Source organism: Paenibacillus campi (assembly GCF_034659835.1).
GTDB classification, from domain to species: Bacteria; Bacillota; Bacilli; order Paenibacillales; family Paenibacillaceae; genus Saccharibacillus; species Saccharibacillus campi.
In genome coordinates this window covers 268246-288277 of record NZ_JAXSQZ010000001.1, presented here as the reverse complement: position 1 = coordinate 288277, position 20032 = coordinate 268246, and the positions used below count along the sequence as shown (strand labels likewise).

Sequence of the window (20032 nt, the reverse complement as noted above, 5' to 3'; positions counted from 1 at the left end):
AACAGGTATTAAAATGATCCGTCGTTGAGCGAATAATCTATCGAGAGCCGTAATATGCACCATTTAATAGTAATTTGATAATTGGTTGCGACATTGTATTCGCTTGTGACGGTATACTTGATTTGTGATTTTGGACTCGTCTGTTTGTTCGTAAACGATCCTGCTATTGCGGTATCAATCAAACAAAACGATAAACAAAAAACCTCCTGCTACGATCGTTGCCGTATGTCAGGAGGTTTTGTTATGACATTTTAATTAAATACGACCGTTTTGTTCTGGTGAACGAGAATGCGGTCTTCGGCATGCCATTGCACAGCACGCGCCAGCACAACACGTTCGATCGTACGCCCGATGCGCTTCAGTTCGTTTACGTTGTCACTATGACTAACACGCTGTACGTCCTGCTCGATGATCGGCCCGCCATCCAGTTCTTCGGTAACATAGTGCGCTGTTGCGCCGATGATTTTCACACCGCGATCGTATGCCTGTGCATATGGCTTACCGCCAACAAATGCAGGCAAAAACGAATGGTGAATATTAATAATCCGGTTGCGATAATGCTCGATAAACGATGGCGAAATAATTTGCATATAACGCGCTAGCACGATCACATCGATATCTGAACCGATCACTTCCAATTGACGACGCTCTGCTTCTTGCTTCGTATCGGCAGTAACCGGAATATGATGGAATGGAATGCCAAACGATTCCACATAACCGCGCATATCGTTGTGGTTGCTCACCACCATAGCGATTTCCGCATCCAAATCACCGGCTTGCCAGTGCCAGAGCAGTTCAACCAGACAATGATCTTCTTTGGAAACGAAAATCGCTAGCCGTTTTTTGCGACTTACTTGATTGATCGTCCATTTCATCTGGAAACGTCCGGCAATTTCTTCAAAGTTTTGTTGCAGCGATGCCAAATTATCGGCAAGCTGTGGCAGATCAAACTCTACCCGCATAAAAAACATGCCACCATCCGGGTCCATCGTATATTGATCAGATTGCACAATATTTGCTCCATGCTCATACAGGAACTGCGACACCGCCGCTACAATACCCGGACCGTCCGGGCAAGAAATTAGCATACGTGCACGGTTATCCTGCGGTTCGCGTGCAGATCGGTTTTGTTTAACATGTACTTCCATAATACATTCATTTCCTCCTTAAATAGCTATACCACGGGCATATCAACTGATTCGACTTATACAACATAGTCGGACGTAAATAAACTGTATCGAACAGTGTGTAAAGCAGTTTGAACACATGCCCTCACCCATATGGCAAAATATCTTATATTACAATCTATGTGATATGCCACGCAAAGTAAATAGATTTCTTGCCGTTTAGCCAGAAATCAACTATTTTAATATACCGCATTAAAGCGAAAAAGAACACAAGCAAAAATAATCCCGACAATAGCCGGGAGGAGTGAATTCTAGTTGCTTGACCAGCTTACATTCAATGTCTGATTGGCTCTATCGTATGAAAAATACACTGAATCGTAGCAGGAGAATATGTCTGGTCTGCAATATCAAACTGCCTATTTAACGCGGTCAGCCTACTAGGTGGTGTCTTCCAACTGTCCTACATATTATTTATTGTTCACAAAGGTTAGAAATAAGACCCTGTGCAGCTTAGTCTGACGCAAATTACCCGGATCGAACGATCTGTAAAGTAGTTTGAAGACACTGCCTAATAGATTGTCTCCATTAAAAATCAGGTTCGAACGTACCTGAATACGTTCATAATCAAGCGATGATGACAAAGACATACCCTGAATGTATAGGAGACAGCCTACTAGTAGTCTGTCTCAAATGTAAATTGTGTTGGAACGTACGTTAACCTATTCATCATCAAGCAATGGTTAGATCGACAAACCGTAAATGTATTTGAGACAATCTACTAGTAGGTTGTCTCAAATGAAAATTGTGTTTAAACGTCCCTAAATCGATTCAGCACCAAGCCATTGTTGGATCGACAAACTGTAAATGTATTCGAGACAAGCTACTAGTACTAAGTCATTTGCTGTTTATAGAAGCAATAGTTAATCAACGAATAACCGCATAACGATCGTGCTGCCTTAAACAAAATAAGGCATGACGCAAATTGAATGAGCCATATCTAGAACATCGTTTAACATAAACTAAACGCATCGCATAGTCTGTAACGCAATTTGCAGACATACCCTAACCCATTGTTCATTTGAATGTTGAAGTCATTGCGAATCCATATTTACAGTGATCCATTCAAGCATAAGTATAAGCGTAATGATGAATCCCACGTGTAAATATTAAGACCTTTCACTAAAGCGCCTGCTTACCTGCAAGCCAGGCGATCAAACGTGCATTGATCTGTTCCTCGCGCAACGTAGCAAACAGTCCAGCTTCAGCAACCAGATCATACAAACGCTCCAATGGCTCACGCGGATCGGCTTTGCGTGCTTTGGCATCATTTTTCAGTACCGCCCATGTGTCCAGCACATACGTACGCGCATCAATGTCTTTTCCGTCAAAGAAATGATGCAGCTTGCCCACATCATCGACAAACTCATTGCCAAAACGCCCGGCAACATCGCCGCGCAGTAACGCAATTTCGATCTCGTACATTGGATGCTGCTTTTTGACATCTTTTCCAATCCACGGTGTTTCCAAAATAAACGGACGTCCTTGCAACTGCTCATGGTGCACGATACGTTGGATCGCCTCGTAACCAATCCAACCGGAACCGATCGGTGTATGACGGTCTTTACCTGCACCGACCGGATTTTTACTGTCGTTCACATGCACAACCGTAATGCGATCAAGCCCAACGATCCGATCAAACTGTTCCAGCACACTATCTAGATTGTGCACCAGATCATACCCTGCATCATGCGTATGACAAGTATCAAAGCAGACCTTCAGACGCTCATTATGCGGCACAAGCTCCATAATGCGAGCGATTTCTTCAAAGCTGCGCCCCATCTCCGTTCCTTTTCCAGCCATCGTTTCCAACGCGATATTCACATCGGTTTCACGTACACCAGCCAGCACCTGCTCCAAACCAGCCGCGATCCGCTTGATGCCATACTCGGCATCCATATCGGTAAATGCACCTGGGTGCAGCACAATATTATGTACACCAATTTCATGGGTACGATGAATTTCTTCCTGCAAAAAGTTTACAGCCAGTTCGTACGTATTTTCTTTGTATGAACCAAGATTAATAATATACGGAGCATGAACGACAATTTCTTCGACGCCCATCGCATCCATCTTCGCTTTGCCTTCTTCGATAAACATCGTGTCCATAGGCTTACGGCGCGTATTTTGTGGTGCTCCGGTATAGATCATGAACGAACTCGAGCCATATTCATCCGCCTCATTCGCTGCACTGAGCAATCCTTTATTTGAAAATGATACATGAGAACCTATTTTTAACACGTTCTTTTCCTCCTTGATGAAAGCAACTCTGTCCTTGCTGATGACCGATCGATTGTTGATTAAGCTTCATTTAGAGAAAGCATCAGTCGAATCTCACCTATTTTAACGTGAATATTGCCAGAAAGCCAGAAATCGTCCATGAATAAATGATAAATGTTATGGCAGGTCAGTAAGGGGCATTCGTGGGTAATACATCATAGGGTAGCTTGGATTAGTAGCTTGTCTCCATTAAAATCAGGTTCGCACGTACATCAATACATTCATGATCAAGCGATGATAACAAAGACATACCTGAATGTATATGATACAAGCTACCAGTAGGATGTCTCAAGTGGAAATTGTGTTTGAACGTACCTTAACCTAATTCATCATCAAGCAATGGTTAGATAGACAAACCGTAAATGTATTTGAGACAATCTACTAGTAGGCTGTCTCAAATGAAAATTGTTTTTAAACGTCCCTAAATCGATTCAGCACCAAGCGCTGGTTAGATCGACAAACCGTAAATGTATATGAGACAAGCTACTAGTAGCTTGACCGCGTTAAATAAGCAGTTTGATATTGTATAGCAGCGATGTTCTCAGGCTACGGTTCCAGTGTATCTTTCGTAAGGTGTAGTCAGTCAGACACTGAATTTAAACTGGTCAAGGTACTACGGCGTGTCTTCAAACGGCTTCATAGTCAGTTCGATGCGCTTTTTTCATTAGATTACGCTTGTATACACAGCTCAACTCACTTAAAACGCGACCCACTTGAATAATAAAATGACAATGCTGAAGGTTTGAAGACACTACCTAGTAGCTCGACCAACTTATAGGTGCTGTTTGATCGCCACCATCATATGACATAGGTCTGCATCGTACTATAGACTTCTCTAGCCTATATATGACAGTAAACTCCACATTTAGTGCGGTCAGCCTACTCATAATCTGACCGCTTTAAATATATAGTTTAAAATCATTCACATTACCGCTATAAATAAGGACATACAGTGGATTCAAAGCCAATACTGAAGGCAGTCAATCTACTAATAGCTTGTCGTAAGTACATTTACAGTCTGTTTATCTAACAATCGCTTCAAATGGTCAAGTTTTAAGTGAACTGAGCTGCATGCACAGCATCTTCCAATGACAATAAACTACATCGAGCAGTTCATAAACCAGTTCGAAGACATGTTCTCGGGTTTGCACATATTGTATACATGTATATTTAATTTCAGGCATCATATAACTTCATGTATACACTTTGCCACGTTTCAAACACGATGCTCCAAACGTTTATCGTACCTATGCAAATTCAAACATTTTTAGCAATTTGAATTGAGACCATATTCATTATTAAAATCCAACATCCAACCAAGGGGGAATTGTTATGAAAATTGTAATATGTGGCGGTACCGGCTTTGTCGGTAAACATCTCGTTCCACACTGGCTTCATGAAGGGCATGAAATTACGATTGTGACCCGTGAGTTGACACCTGAACGTTCAGCAGCACAAAGAGTTCATTACATCACATGGGATGATCTGGAACAACATCCGGAACAAATTGAAGGAATCGATGCGCTTGTCAATTTGTCCGGCGAATCGTTAAACCAACGCTGGACGACCAAAACGAAGCTGGATTTGGTTGAATCGCGGATGCGTACCGTCAACATCGTATCGAAGTCGCTGGAAAAATTGCAGCATAAGCCTGAAGTTGTCGTACAAGCAAGTGCGATGGCGATTTATGGGACGTCCGACGATGAAACATTTGATGAAAGCAGTGAGCGCCGGACGATGAATTTCCCTTCTAGCCTGGCAGAGCAATGGGAGGCTGTAGCAGACAGCATTAAAGATGTGCGTCTGATCAAACTACGGATCAGTCTCGTACTTGGCAAAGATGGCGGTGCCTATCCATTGATGAGCCTGCCTTACAAATTGTATGCTGGCGGTAAAATAGGCTCTGGTCATCAATGGGTATCGTGGATTCATATTCATGACATGGTACGATTGATTGATTTTTGCATTAAAAATAAACAAGTAGAAGGTCCTGTCAACGCATCTTCACCAGGCCCTGTACGTTATGGCGAATTTGGCGCTACATTGGCTAAAGTAATGCACCGTCCACACTGGTTCCATGTGCCTTCATTTGCGATCAAGCCTGTACTAGGTGAAATGTCAGTCATCCTGTTGCAAGGTCAACGAGTGATCCCACAAAAAGCATTGGATCACGGCTTCACTTTCCGTTATCCGGATTTGCGCTCCGCTATTACTGACCTGGAAAGCAAGGAAGTGGCAGTGCACGAGAATAAACGGGCTTGATGTAGCAGCCTTTTATGTTGACGTAACGGCATTTTATTATGAAGTTATAGTTTGAATGTTATAAAGTTATAGTTTTTGTAAGCGGTTGAACGCTTTAAATATTAATTTCCACTTTTCATATATACTTTTATACTGTTGTGAATACGAATTTGAAATGACCGCAAAATTTAAATTAAGTATGGTCAAAATAGTCAACGTTAGTGTATGCACAAATGTATTGAAACGTTCAATAGATCGTTTGATAAGTGGAGCGTTTAATCATTTGATCGTTTGAGAAGACGAAAATTACATTATTTAACAGTTGTTGAAGATGAGCATTGCCAAAACGCAATCGTCATAACGATTTAGTGACTGTTTGTAATGACAATGACCCGCAATTTATGAAAGGCTCCAGTGCCTGTGTTTTAAGGTAACAGAATGGATTTCAAATTGCGGGCATTGGTGTGAATGCTATACAGTTGCAAAAGTTTGTGTAAGCTGAAAGGGCTACTTTTAATTATGGTATAGCTATATGATCTTTTCTGTAATTGTTGGTGTAATGCTGTTCTACTGCTTTTTTACTACTTGTTGGTGCTTGTTTAATGCTTGCTCAAGGCTTCTTTATTGCTCGTTTCCATATTGCTATCGTTCAATTTTGCTTATTTTATTGCTTCATTGTTATCGTATATGCTTAGTTACTTCTAGTTTGACTTTTTACTTTTCACGCTTCTACTTTCAAACTAAAATTGCTACGTTATGCTTTACTATAATTGTTGAGACTAATGTAATGATTGGCTGATTGTATGGACACTCTATCATCTGTTATTCCTGTATGGAATAGACACTCAACATAAACAATTGCAGTATAAAGTTGTATAGGTACAGACGGTAGAGCTATAAATTGTGGACATAACACTGTTCATTTTCAGCTCGTACATAATCATCACTCCATACTAGACAACAGTATTTAAAACTACTCCATATTTATTCTCCAAGCTATAATTTATTAGCTGCATCCATGTGTCCTACTGTTCAGCCGTTCAGCCGTTCAGCCGTTCAGCCGTTCAGCCGTTCAGCCGTTCAGCCGTTCAGCCGTTCAGCCGTTCAGCCGTTCAGCCGTTCAGCCGAAGTGTATACACCGTTCTTGCTATTGTAAAGCTTTCTCCATCCTGTATAGGATACGTTTTATAAGGAACGAGCGATTCGTCTTTGAGTTGAGTGCCATTACGTGAACCGAGGTCTTTAATGAACACATTTCCACTGCGCACTTCCAGTTCCACATGGTTGCGTGACGTTCCGAGCGATTGTTCGCGATAATGAACTCCATCCTCCGCTCGTCCGATAATAAAGCTTCCATTTCGTAAACGAATCGACTCACGCCCGTCTCCCTCTTGGTCATGACGTTCCAGATAGCCGCGAAACTGCTCACCATTTGTAGCTGTCTGCGGAGGTGCTTGATGTGCATCCAGCAGTACAGTTGCCATATGTGAAGATAATGTTTCTGTAAATGCGTCGCCAAACATTACATCACCCGGCTCAGCATATCCTACTCCCCTCCAAGGCTCACTATACATCGTAGACTGCTCTGACCGATGAACATTAGCTGCAACAGCAGCGGTTCCATGCTGCATACTAGTGTACGATGCTGCTTTCCTGTCTGGCAAACGATCATCCATCATTTCTGGATCGTCGTATGCAACATGACTTTCATGCATTTCAGGCATATTTCCGGAAGTTGATCGGGTAAAAGAGCCAAACAACTCAGCCACACTTCGTTCTCTTTGCGATGCTTGTTCCTGCGACGAACGTGGATGTGCATTAGTATTAGCAATAGGCGCAGCACTGTACTCTCTCCCAGACTGTGTAGTTGCAGGCATACCTTTTGCGGTAGTAGCGCTAGTACCAACTGTAACTTCCTTGTTCCAGCGCCATTGTTCCTGTACAGATCGTTCATTTTGTTGGCTAGCTTTACTCCCAAATTGCAGCGGTTTAAGTGGAGCAGCAAAGCTTGCATTTGTTGACTCTGCTTGCGGTTTTAGTTGTGGCTTTATTGAGAGCTTCCCTTTAATCAGCAAATATAAGATCAGTATGACCGCAAGTGTTAGTGCAGAACATCCATATAACATCAGCTCATTGCCATGCTCCATATATCCATACCGCCAGATCATCGCAATCAGCAGTAAGCTACCTGCCAGAAGATAGGTACGATAGGAGGATGGCAGCTTGTTAGCCTTTGTTTCCATCTGGTCTGTAGGCTTGTCATGTGGATGACTGCTCGGTGCAACTTGCTTTTTTTTGTTTGCGAAAAATAAAGATGCAGCAGTACTAGCTTTTCTACTGGCGGAAGCAGCTTGATCAGTGGACGACTGACCTGCTATCCTCCCTGTAGGTTTAAAAGCATCTGTATGGGGAGACATCGTTAGACCAGCTTGTATCGGTTGCCCGGTAACGGCATTATCTGTTGGCTTGGTTACTCTATCTGTTGACGAATCGAACCGGTGTGATGCAGGCGGAGGATTACCGGAGAAGCTATAAAGCTCCGTTTTCATATTGGATGGAACATCTGTATTGGCATGCATGTGCATTGAACGTTCTATCGGCTCATATGTCCAATTATGATCATCCGTATGCGACAAATATGGCTTTTCGGCTAATCTATCTTGTCCGTCGCTAAACCGCTGCTCTCCAGCAAGCTCGCTTAGCAATAGTTGTTTTAGGCTCGCAAGTGTAAACTGTTCCTGCTGACAATGGCGCAAAATTTGCTGTACTACATTGCCATAAAGTTCGCGTACCGTAATAATCCATTGCGAAGCAAGCTGACTGATCTGCTCCTGTACCGACGTATCGGTCAGCGACTCCAACACAGGCACATACGTTATATATAATCGTCCTGCTTGTAATGTGCCTTCGATAAACATATAGTCTTCATTCAATACATAATTGGGCAATGACAGCATATGCTGGTTCGCTTCCTCAAGCGTCGTAACGAGTTGCAGCAGCAAACCTAAATATTCGGCAATCCCGATCGCTTCACTTTGCAAACAATGTTTTAGCATTCGTTTACCTGTAATATCGTAGCGAAGTTGCGACATCATATTCAGATCATGCAAATGCAACTGCAATACCCCCTGTATACGACTGGACAACATCATACCTGTTTGCGTGCGACTTAGCTCAGCTGCCTGAAAGCCTTGCTCTCTATCGATAATCATAAATGTTTTACCATCTTGGATAAAATCCTGCACCAATATGCTGCCCATGAACGCAATCCCCTCCTTGCTCCGTTCCGATTTTGCAATCGGTTAACATGTGTACGCAAACTGATTCGCCTGTTAAAGTAAAACGACATCATGTATCGAATATAAAAGTTACAGCTCTAACTATTCCAGCGAAATGAAATGGACTCGATACTATTAGCGATTTGTTCGCCGTTTGCCTATATCATATACATCGTAATACAGCAAATTTACACATACAGATAACAAAAAATTACACCTGGCAATACAGCCGTCATAAACGGGAATGTTAAATATTGTTGCTGTTCTATCTGATCCGGACGAAGCGGCTGCTTCCATAACAAAGCTCCACTGATCCGCCACAATACGGTGCGCATGCGCACGATCGTTTCCCGCCGCCAGATCATAATGACAATTCCGATCAGCCCGGCAAACAAAATCGAATACATCATCACTTGCGCTGTCATCGCGATCCCAAACCATGCACCAATGCCAGCAAATAATTTTACATCGCCCGCTCCAACTGCCCGCATCATATGCAATAACAGCATGATGCCAAACCCAAGCACAATGCCTTTACTAGCAAACCATATCCCGTTCAAGCCAGCATTCATAATATGATACAAAAGCCCGCTTAGCACAAAGATCAAATTAAGCAGATTCGGAATTTTGCGGGTACAGATATCCGTCCAACATGCCCATAAAATAAAAATCCCACTGCCTATAAATATCATTTCCATTTCAGCTAACTCCTTTATGGGCGATACAAACAGTACAGGCTCGTTTGCCATTGTGTTGCTTCGCTTTTTCCAAATAGCTACAACTTACTGTTCATATTATCGTGACGGATAAGCTCCGCCGCTCGCAGGAGCAGGCATGACCGGGCGACCATCATACGTCGCAATTTCAAATGTACCACGAATCTTTTGCCCATCTGCTGTCGTCAACACATACGTTGCCCAACCAGCAGAAGCGGAGGATGGAATTTTCCATGTCCAAATCACATTTCCGTTTGCATCAGCGGTAGCTTCGCCTAGTCCTTGCGCTCTGCTAACACCGCTTTTGTAATGCACTTCCAGCTTGACACGGGCATTTGCCGGTGCTGTCGCCGCAATCGAAATGAGCGATTCGGGATGAGCAGGATGAGGCACCGATACGACCCGTACGCCTGTCTCCTCTTTACTATCATCACCGGATGCCGCTTCTCCTTCTCCGGTATCACCGATCCATAATCGTTCTGTCGCTCGCGCCTGCAACACGATCGGTTTGAAAATGAGCGGTATACGAAATGGCAGCTCATAGCTCAGCTCGACCCCAAAATAAGGATCGCCCGTAAAATCAGGCACCGTCACCTCGGTCACATGAATAAGTTCATAATCAAGTCCATGATCCGCAGAAATGTGCTGGATGAGCGGTTTGATCGCTGAATCCAGCGCAGCGGCAGCAGCCTGATTTTTAAGCTGACGCAGACGGGTATCACCTGTACTCGCAACATCTTGAATCCAGTCGCTTAGCGGCGGTGGAAACGTGGAGCCATATTGAGCGGCAAGATCGGTAAGGCTCAGCTTTTGCATCAGCGGCGCATTATCGATCGCCTGTGCAGCTGTCTTGACCGGATACATATGGGTTGCCACATATTTTGCTGTGTCTGAAGCAGCACTGTTAAGCGCTGTCGATAGCAATGTCATATGCACGATGTATACTAGGAAAATAGCCACAAACAAAAAAATAGGCATGACCATTGCCGCTTCCAGCACTATACTGCCATGTTGTTCGCGACGCAGCTTTTTTACGCGCTTAATAACTGTAATCTGCCTGTTGATCCGCATAATATACACCCTGTTCTACTGAACTGTTTCTATAACCGGATTGCAACATATTAGTAATGCCCGGCAAAAACCATATTTTCATCCCTGTATGTACAGATGCTGTCGCATACGTATCTCGTTCTTGCGGATTGATCTGTGTGTTGTAGCGAATGAGCGCCAGCATACGGGACATTTTCTGTTCTTTGTTCGTTTGTAACAAAAACAAGCGTAAATAATCACGATAGGCAAACTCCACTTTCCAATAATCCGACAAATTCGTATAACCTTTGCTAAACAGATCAATCATATCGAGCACGGCGCGCTCAGCGCCATAAGCGATTCCCGCCGCCAGCACAGCGAGCGGATGTCCTAAACGTGCATTTTTCACCAACCCTTCTGCGATACGAATCGCCAGTCGCACACCAAAAATTTCGCTATACGCAGCCGTCAGATTAGCGACCGGGCCATTAAAACCGTAAATAATATATTCCAACTGCTGCTGATCAATCGTAAGCATCGTTAGCGCCTCTTGTGCACTACCGCTGTTGGACACATCGTTAATCGGAAAATCACCTGCCAATGACGCATCACGTTGCTTGACAGAATCGAGCAAATTGCCCCACATCATCACATCAAACGGTTCAAAATAATGGATCGCATATTCATTCATAAAAAACTCATTCCGGCTTTTCATCAGCACATCAGACACACCGCCAAACATCATATCCATCGCACCCATCGATTGCTGGCTTTCATCATAAGGATCGCTGTTTAGCGATTGAGTAGTGGCTGTAGTGCCACCTGTCCCCTTATTAAATTCCAGATTCGATTCATAATAACGATCGACCTCATCAAAGCTTACGTTAGCGGCTGTTGCGCCCGCTCCAAGCGCGGTGATCGTCGCGATTAGTGCAGTTGCTTTTTGCATCGATTGCTTCGCCTTTTGCTCATTGGCGGCAACCGTATCCGTACCGGCGCGAGCGGTATCGATATCGTGCTCAATTTTACCGAGCGCCCCTGAAGGCGACTCCGGTTTGCCCATATAAGCTTGCCTATACGTTTGCAGCAAATGGGCTGCCGCTATCGTTCGGGATGCTAATACTGACGTACTGCCGGATGTGCGTCTAATCTGCTGCTGTGCTTCTCCAACGGCAATTCGTATCGCATCCTTAATCGCCGCATAATCGGCATGCTGGCTCGTATAATTTGTTTCCATTCGCTGCATCAATTCGTCGGACAACACAAGCTGATCCAAATTTTTGCGTAGCTCGGCAATCTGAGCTTCTGCCGAAGCATTTGCTGACCCATTTGTGCTGCCTGGTGTGCGGGTCGTGCTAACCCGATCATATGAAGCATTTGCGGAACGACTTCGTGCTTGCTTAATAATCGTCGCGATTTTTTGATTTTGTTCGCGGATCGTTTGCATCAAACGAACGGCTTGTTTGTATGTAGACTCATGAGTGATCATAAGCGCATTCGTTTTGGGCATTACTTTATCGATTAACGATGCAGCATTGCTTTGGTAATTGGCTATCTTTTCGGTATAGAGCGCTGATTTTTTTTTCTTTTTGCGCTTTTGATCTTCAGAGATTTTGGAAGCATAATCAGCAAATTGAGCGGCAATATCGGCAAGCGATTGAATCGAGCCGATATTTCGGGAAGCGATGCTGTTTGATGCCGGATACATGACCATCTTTGCCAATACATGCACATCTAGCGCTGTGTTTTTCTGTAATGCAATCAAATCGTTGATCGCCTGCTCTCTTTTTTCATAAGGGATACGCACCGCATTCAGCACATCGACCGTTTGTGTTGTCTCTTTCATAATCGCAGACATACCGCGCAGCTTTTCTACCACTTCAACGGTAAAGTCGATCGGCGCTTTATACTTCATTTCTTCCTGTACTTGTCCGTTAAATACATCATATTTACCGAGCGGCCTACTCATCGCGATTGAAGTTTTATCTATTTGTAACGGAATAAGATTGAAGCTGTTGTCGATATCGGTATAACTCAAATTGTCGGCTACCGCTGTATCGAGCAAACTCGCCGCATTGCTTGCACCAAAAGCGAATAACCCATATCGTATCTGAAACTCAGGCTCATAAGCAGACATCACCGAGCGCACCAACGTATGAGTTAACCGTTCAGCTTGCACCTGCATCGCCGCAATCCGGGCATAATCGATAAACACCGCCGTAAACATAAACACACCAGCAAGCACAACAATCATAAAAATCGTTACCGCACCACGGGCATCAGCCATTCGATGCCATAACAACCTCACCCGGCTACGCCATACGTTCGTGCCAACTGTACGCCTTATTGTATTCATAATCCCTCCACTGCATATTTCCATCATTCATACATCTGCATCGTATAATCGTTCGTACTAGCATCATGCTTACATACCAAACCATTGCAAAATAGCGCCTGCTTTATCCAATTGCAATGCCGGTCCTGCTCCCCCTTTCGCTTTGGCTGCATAATAACGCATCAGCTCTACATTACGGATATACTCAACTGGCTCTACAATGACTGCGCCCGCACGAATTTGCGAATGAAGCGAGCGGTTCAGCATTCGTTCCAGCGGTGGCACAAACAGCGGACGGGACAATGTCGTTTCAACCGAACGTACTAACATTCCATTGTTGTATTGCACCGTTCCATTCATTCCACGAGGAACCCATGTGGAAGCCGCAGCCAGCTTTTTCTCAGGCAATGATCCGCCACCTCCACTTGGAATAAAAACTTTAGCCTCATTTGCCGTACCCGCCCAGCCAAATAGTTTGCTCAGCATTTCGTCTTGGGTAAGCCTCCAATACAGCCCATCGTGTTCACCTTCGGCAAATGCACCGGTATACGGATTTTTGTAACTGTTATCCCACGAATAAGCTGCACGCTCCGATGTTTTGGCAGCGGCTTGTTTTAACATCGTATTTTGATACAAATACATGCAAAACAGCATCATGAGCAGTGTCGTCAACAGGATGATGGGAAATACGGCAGAAGCTTCAATCGTGAAGCTTCCGCGCGCACTGCTCCAAAAGGATCGTTTGGTCATCGTATTATTCGGTAAACTCTTTACTTTGGCTATCCATATAATTCAGCATAGTGGTAACGACTTGTGTAATTTTGTTTTTAAAAGCAAGCGCAATAATCAAAATAACCGCCACGATGAGCACCATTTCCAGCGTGCCAATACCATCTTCCTGCTGCCAAAAACTTTTCATTCCATTACCAACGAGTGTAAATACAGATGTCATTTCGTATCCCCCTTACATATTCATCATCATAAATGCCGGCGTTCCGACCAAAATCATTACTATTACAAAAATCATTACCATCGGTAATACCATCTTCGAAGATGCCTGCTCTCCACGTATACGGCTAACCGCTTTACGTTTATCCCATAACGTACGGGATAACTCGCGTAATGCCAGTCCAAACTCACCGCCTCCACGGCGGAAATTCAGCAACACAGTCGTTGTAAATACCGACACTTCCTGTACGCCACAGCGCTTGCTGAATGATTCTAATGCTTGTTGAAACGGATATCCGTTCTCCAGCTCATTTAACATCTGGAACAGCTCGCGATAGAGCGGATGGGTGGATGCGCTTCCTTGCTTACGCTGTACACAGCGTATGATCGCACGCTGAGCCGTTTCGCCTGCGCCCACAAGCAACACAATTTTGTTAAGCAGCTCCGGCAGCTCCATCAAAATCTCCTGCTCACGCTCTTGCACTTTTCTTTGCAAATCACGTATAAGCGAAGCAGACAAGACGAGCGCCAGTAAAGTGCAGAGCACAAGCCAGTTTACACTACCATCGTTCAGCGCTGACACGACACAGCCTCCTGTTAGCAGCAGCCAGCAATAACCTACCATTTCGGCAATGTACAACAATGTTCGTTCTCCGCTCAAATGGACCCCGAATCCTTTTTGAATATAGCTTTGAATACGATAAAATATACCGGGAAAACGAGCTACAAATCGAACCTTTTCAAGCAGCACTAACGATGCAGGTGTAAACCGCCTTAGCTTAATAACGTCAAATGGCATCTGTGCCAACTGTTTATGCTTTTCTTCGGCACTTTGATATAATACAAACCAGCCTGCGATCAGCAAAATGGCAACGATTCCCTCCAACCATGCCTCTATCAATCGCTTCACCTCCCTTCCGTATGATCATGATCAAACCGATCAAACCGATCACACACGAATATTTATAAATTTACGAATCATGCAAAAGCAGCCTGTCAGCGCCAGTAAGCATAATGTAGACACCACAATCCCGAGCGGATTGCCATACAACGGCTTCATAAAATCTTCAGCTACCATATTCAAAAAGATCAAAAATACAAATGGTGTCGCCATCAAAAGATAAGACTCGAATTTCTTCTGCGCAATCATCACCGCGATATCTTGCTGAATATCCAGCTTTTCACCGATAATGGTCGATGTTTTGCGCACGACTTCCACCAAATCACCGCCAGTACGTTTACATGTAATAAATACATCCGCAAAATTGGCAATATCCTCATTAGCAGCCCGCACGCTAAAGTCTTCTAGAGCTTGTTCAATCGGCTGTCCATAATCCATACGTGTCGTAATGATCGTCAGTTCACGGATCATATCGTTATCTCCATCCGGATATAATATGCGCAAATCCTGTGCTGCTTCACGAAATCCATTTTCCACTGACCGTCCTGCCGCCAGTGACGAAGATAATGAATACAATGCCTGTTTAAAATGAGCGCTTAATGCGCTGCGTCTGCGTTCCAGCAAATAATTGCGCAACAAACGCGGCGTAAACGATGTCAAACATGCCAGCACGATGCTCATTATCCAATTGTGATAAAACAAATATCCGATCACCGCAAATATCGCTCCGCACATGATCATACATCCTACACGCTGTGCGATACAAAGCTCGCATGTCGTATAATCGGCAAGCCCAGTCGATGAAGCCGTCTGCTGATGTACATCGTTATACCTGTCCTGCTGCTCGGACAAATGATGTGTAGTAACGGATTGCACCGTCTGCTGCTGTTGCTGCTTTGCGATCGAAGAACGAAGATCGCTATTCATGACCGTTCACTCCTTTCCGCTCAGTCTTTCAGACAATTATCCATATCTACGATCGCAGCTAGCTGTCTCCATTCTTCCAGCCCGGCAGCACGCAATTTATCCGTATGCAGCAGCAAATTCCCTGTCGGTTTGAGCTGGCCGATTATTTGGCGATCCCGTTCTGCTTGTTCCTCAAACACAAACAGCGGATTTAAAATCACTTCGCCATCGCTCATCCCGCGCACTTCCGCAATTTCGACTACACGCCGTGAACGATCGCGCAAACGAGCCACATGTACAAAAATATCAATCGCCGAACGAATCTGCTGTCGGATCACTTGAATCGGCAGTTCAGCTCCGCTTAATACCATCGTTTCCAACCGACTTAGCATATCGCGTGCACTGTTACTGTGACCTGTAGTGAATGATCCATCATGACCTGTATTCATCGCCTGCAACATATCGAGCGCTTCCGCACCACGCACCTCACCGACGATAATACGGTTTGGACGCATGCGCAGCGATGAGCGAATCAAATCACGCACACCGATCTCACCTTTGCCTTCCGTATTGGCATTCCGAGTTTCCAGCGAAACGAGATTCGGTACAGTGCAAATTTGCAATTCCGCTGAATCTTCAATCGTAATCACACGTTCATCCGGCGGAATATACTGTGACAATGCGTTCAGAAAAGTCGTTTTACCAGAGCCGGTTCCACCGCTAATAAAAATATTAAATTTACTGCGTACTAGCGTTTGCAACAGTTCCGCAGCTGTCCGGTCAAGCGCACCGATCCGCACCAGATCGTCCATCGTTAGCGGCTGTTCGGGAAACTTACGGATCGTCATCGTTGGTCCTTTGAGCGCGACAGGCGGCAACACTACATTGACACGCGAACCATCCGGCAGGCGGGCATCTACGATCGGTGACGATTCATTAACGACACGGTTCACGCTGGCAACGATCGTCTGAATAATGTCTTCCAGTCGCTCCGGTGACTCAAATACAGCTTCACTTCGTATTACCTGTCCATGACGCTCAATAAAAATATCCTGATAACTGTTAATCATAATTTCCGTCACACTGCGATCATCGACAAGCGGCTGCAAAATATCGAGCCCGCGAAACGAATCAAACACCTGCCGCACCAATTTGCGACGCTCACCTGCCGTCAGCCCAGGATAACGCGCTTCATGCAGCACTTTATATTCAATTCGGCTCATCAGCTCGCGATCATCGACCGCAAACGTCACATCCAGCCCTGAACGCACCTCATTACGCAGCGCAACAAACAGTTCTTCATTCACATTCCCACCCCGCCAGCAGACTGTTGCGCATCGTGCATCGGCTCTCGATCCAGACGGCATAGCTTCAAAATAGCACGCTGGAAAATAGGCGAGCACCATAACAACTCACTGCTTGTCACCTGCTTCCAAGAAGGCACATCAGGCAATGTCGCGTCTGGCTGTATGCCTGCTGGCAAAGCGTTCATTATACTTCCCTTGTACCGATTCATGACAAAAGAAAGCTTTGGCTCCAACCGTTCCAGCCACTGTTTATTATAGTTTTGCAAATACGCAAGCCACTGCTCCGTTCTGACCTTACATAACAAATCGTCTGTTAATAGCCACACAATACGGTCGCTACACTTTAAAGCCGCCTGTACACGCTCCGTCCAACCGGACTCGCTGTCAATAATAATATGATCATATACGCCGCTGTCAGCGATATAGTGGATCAGCCTTAATGCCTCCTCCACGGTCATACGCAACCATTCATTCACATTCGCTGGCGGCATAAACGTATCCGCACGAATTTCCTCAGCACGGATCGTATACGTATGAATCGGATACGCTAACGTTTGCTTGCTCTCCGTGGCTGCTTGTAAATCGTACAGCAGTCGTGACAGCTCAGGCATATTATTCGTTTGAGCAAACGTTAGCAAACCGCTACTGCTCATCGCCTCCAGGTTTAAATAAAATACCGATTCCCCTTGCAGTCCAAGCTGCTTCGCCATATTCATCGCTGTTACGGATTTGCCGCTTCCAGCAACAGCAGAATATAGACACGTAATCATTGCACGCCCTGACTCACGTGGCGATTCCAGCGCTGATCTACCGGTAAAGCTGCACAATTGCTCTAATAAATGATGCAATGGCTGGTATTTGGCAACGGTATACTCATCTGCATTCAGCTCATCCAACTCGCCCAGCCGTACCCAACGTGTGTAGGAAAGCGATTCATGCATACGCCATGCTTGCAAAAATACCTCCTCAGCAACAATCAGCGGCTTCTGTCGCTCCTCGGCAATATATTGCATAAACATCGTCACCTCCGAAAAGGCACGAATCGTCACTTTGGCTGCATACTCGCTGGAACGAATATAGCGCAGCAATAGCTCAATATATTGTTGATCCTCAACGCAAACTACAATTTGAATCGGAGCCATCGGCATCCCCCTTTTGGATAAACACAACAAAAAAGCACCGTTTAAACTACGCACTTCAGATGCGTAACTTAAACGGTGCTTCCGTTGAAATAACTATAATTTAACGTAAGAATAGCATAGAATGGATAGGTCTGCAAGACTATGTTTGCGAATTTTCCGCAAACGGCAATACAATCGTCGTACGGTTGTGTATGCTCGTTTTTAAACGATGACATTTCATTCATCATTGTTGCGTCATTCCCAATTCAGGTTAAAAAGTATAAGGATATGCACGGAATCGCTTTATCGATCCCACTACCAGAAAGGCGGAATGTAATGATGAACAATGCACAACGATCACATCGCGGCTACGCCTGGATTTCAGCACTGCTTGCAGGCGTGCTTGGCATGTCTATCGCCCTACCTGTATTTGCAGCAGATACGGTAACTAGACTTAGCCCGGCTGTATGGTCATCGCCACCGCTGCTTGCTGATCATGTCGACAATGCACTTGCATCAAGAGTGACAGATGTACATGCCGTACCGTCCAAAGCGCTGGTTTATGTACATACCCAGCAAGATATTCCGAACACAACCGGCAAAACACAAAATAGCTGGTATTTGGACACATTAAAAGCGTATAGCGTGGCGACAGGCAAACTGCAATGGAGCTATAGCTTGCATAAGCCTGCCGGCGCTTATACATTATCGACACAGACTGCTTATACTCATTACGGCACCGTCTATCTGTATGCCGAATATTCGGACGGTACGTACAAGCTATACTCGATCCATGCCTCCGGTAAACTAAACTGGGAAAAATCGCTCAGCAAGGCAGCAACTATTACGTTAATGAAAGATAGCTCATTGCTCGTAGCGAGTCGCGGTACGGTAAATTCCGAAGGGGTTATTCGCTCTACCCTTACCCGCTATGACAATAACGGCAAATTGCTCAACCAGCAGTCGATTCAAGGCTCCTTGCTCAAGGCGGAAGGTAACCGCATTTTGATCGCCGCCAGCAAGCTGAACAAAAATCAAAACGGGTGGGAAATGGTTTCCAATCCACGCATGGATGTGTACGGATTGGAGCTAAAACGATTGTACAGCTATCAATTCCCAGCCCATGCCAACATTTATGGCGACGGCAGTGATTCCATGTTTGTGCTCAACGACGGCACCGTGCTCATTCGTGCCAATATTCAAGACGTTGGCAACAAACTGTTCGGCTTTGACGCCAAAGGCAAGCTGCTATGGGGACGAATGATTCCAGGCGATTCGCTCACCCAATCAACCGGAACCGGCTATGTCGTCTATGAAAATAAAACGCTCCAATTGTATAACACCTCATCCGGCAAAGCGCTGGCATCGGTCACACTGGAAGGTGATCCCGACGATTACACATGGCTGCTCCGCACAAGCGACGGCAATCTAATGATCAACTTGGCTGATCGTACGTATGTAATTTATCCGACTACGCTTGCGATCGTAGAGACGATCGATACGACCAATCTAGGATCACCGCTGGATTATGTTCATCGTACCGTTTACTCGGTAAGGGATGATATGTTGTACAAATACGTGCTCAAAAAATAAATCCCGCTGTGCTCCTCATTTGCAAATGCACAAAAAGCCTGCCTGTATTACGACCGTGATTCCGCTCTATGCTATGCACAACGGCATAGAGAACAGAATTATAATGGTCGGTTACAAGAGAGGCTTTTTGTGTGTAAATCAGGCTATTCTGTTACATATTGTTACCATGTATTCATACCTTCCGTGCATTATT

General features: G+C 44.8%; 14 protein-coding genes. 2 read left to right on the top strand and 12 right to left on the bottom strand.

The window, feature by feature from the left end; genetic code table 11:
• Positions 1-251: 251 nt before the first annotated feature.
• The gene (gene purU, locus U1I11_RS01070) at positions 252-1148 is read right to left on the bottom strand and encodes a formyltetrahydrofolate deformylase (RefSeq protein WP_322903080.1); all 897 of its coding nucleotides are present in this window, start codon (positions 1146-1148) and stop codon (positions 252-254) included.
• Between the two features lie 1158 nt (positions 1149-2306).
• Complete coding sequence (locus U1I11_RS01065) at positions 2307-3425, bottom strand: deoxyribonuclease IV (protein WP_322903078.1); 1119 nt, start codon at positions 3423-3425, stop codon at positions 2307-2309.
• Between the two features lie 1371 nt (positions 3426-4796).
• Here U1I11_RS01065 and U1I11_RS01060 point away from each other — a divergent pair.
• On the top strand, positions 4797-5726 hold the full coding sequence (locus tag U1I11_RS01060) for a TIGR01777 family oxidoreductase (RefSeq protein ID WP_322903076.1): 930 nt from the start codon (positions 4797-4799) through the stop codon (positions 5724-5726).
• 1091 nt (positions 5727-6817) lie between these two features.
• On the opposite strand, the gene U1I11_RS01055 is transcribed toward U1I11_RS01060, so the two are convergent.
• From U1I11_RS01055 to U1I11_RS01010, 10 genes are all read right to left on the bottom strand, one after another.
• Positions 6818-8965: a DUF6382 domain-containing protein gene (locus U1I11_RS01055; protein WP_322903074.1), complete on the bottom strand. Its 2148-nt coding sequence runs from the start codon at positions 8963-8965 to the stop codon at positions 6818-6820.
• Between the two features lie 206 nt (positions 8966-9171).
• A complete protein-coding gene (locus U1I11_RS01050) occupies positions 9172-9681 on the bottom strand; it encodes an A24 family peptidase (protein WP_322903072.1) in 510 nt (169 codons plus the stop codon).
• A gap of 96 nt (positions 9682-9777) precedes the next feature.
• Complete coding sequence (locus U1I11_RS01045) at positions 9778-10770, bottom strand: TadE/TadG family type IV pilus assembly protein (RefSeq protein WP_322903070.1); 993 nt, start codon at positions 10768-10770, stop codon at positions 9778-9780.
• Positions 10739-13084: a hypothetical protein gene (locus U1I11_RS01040; protein WP_322903068.1), complete on the bottom strand. Its 2346-nt coding sequence runs from the start codon at positions 13082-13084 to the stop codon at positions 10739-10741. The genes U1I11_RS01045 and U1I11_RS01040 overlap by 32 nt, the downstream gene beginning before the upstream one ends.
• Positions 13085-13153: 69 nt before the next feature.
• Positions 13154-13813, bottom strand: a complete 660-nt coding sequence (locus U1I11_RS01035; protein WP_322903067.1) for a TadE/TadG family type IV pilus assembly protein — start codon at positions 13811-13813, stop codon at positions 13154-13156.
• Between the two features lie 4 nt (positions 13814-13817).
• The gene (locus U1I11_RS01030; RefSeq protein ID WP_322903064.1) at positions 13818-14015 is read right to left on the bottom strand and encodes a Flp1 family type IVb pilin; all 198 of its coding nucleotides are present in this window, start codon (positions 14013-14015) and stop codon (positions 13818-13820) included.
• A 12-nt stretch (positions 14016-14027) separates the two neighbouring features.
• On the bottom strand, positions 14028-14909 hold the full coding sequence (locus U1I11_RS01025; RefSeq protein WP_322904439.1) for a type II secretion system F family protein: 882 nt from the start codon (positions 14907-14909) through the stop codon (positions 14028-14030).
• A 51-nt stretch (positions 14910-14960) separates the two neighbouring features.
• Positions 14961-15839, bottom strand: a complete 879-nt coding sequence (locus U1I11_RS01020) for a type II secretion system F family protein (protein ID WP_322903062.1) — start codon at positions 15837-15839, stop codon at positions 14961-14963.
• 20 nt (positions 15840-15859) lie between these two features.
• Complete coding sequence (locus tag U1I11_RS01015; protein WP_322903060.1) at positions 15860-17125, bottom strand: TadA family conjugal transfer-associated ATPase; 1266 nt, start codon at positions 17123-17125, stop codon at positions 15860-15862.
• Positions 17122-18267, bottom strand: a complete 1146-nt coding sequence (locus U1I11_RS01010) for a P-loop NTPase family protein (protein WP_322903058.1) — start codon at positions 18265-18267, stop codon at positions 17122-17124. The genes U1I11_RS01015 and U1I11_RS01010 overlap by 4 nt, the downstream gene beginning before the upstream one ends.
• Positions 18268-18582: 315 nt before the next feature.
• Between U1I11_RS01010 and U1I11_RS01005 the strand changes: the two genes are divergently transcribed.
• Complete coding sequence (locus tag U1I11_RS01005; protein WP_322903056.1) at positions 18583-19839, top strand: outer membrane protein assembly factor BamB family protein; 1257 nt, start codon at positions 18583-18585, stop codon at positions 19837-19839.
• Positions 19840-20032: the final 193 nt, after the last annotated feature.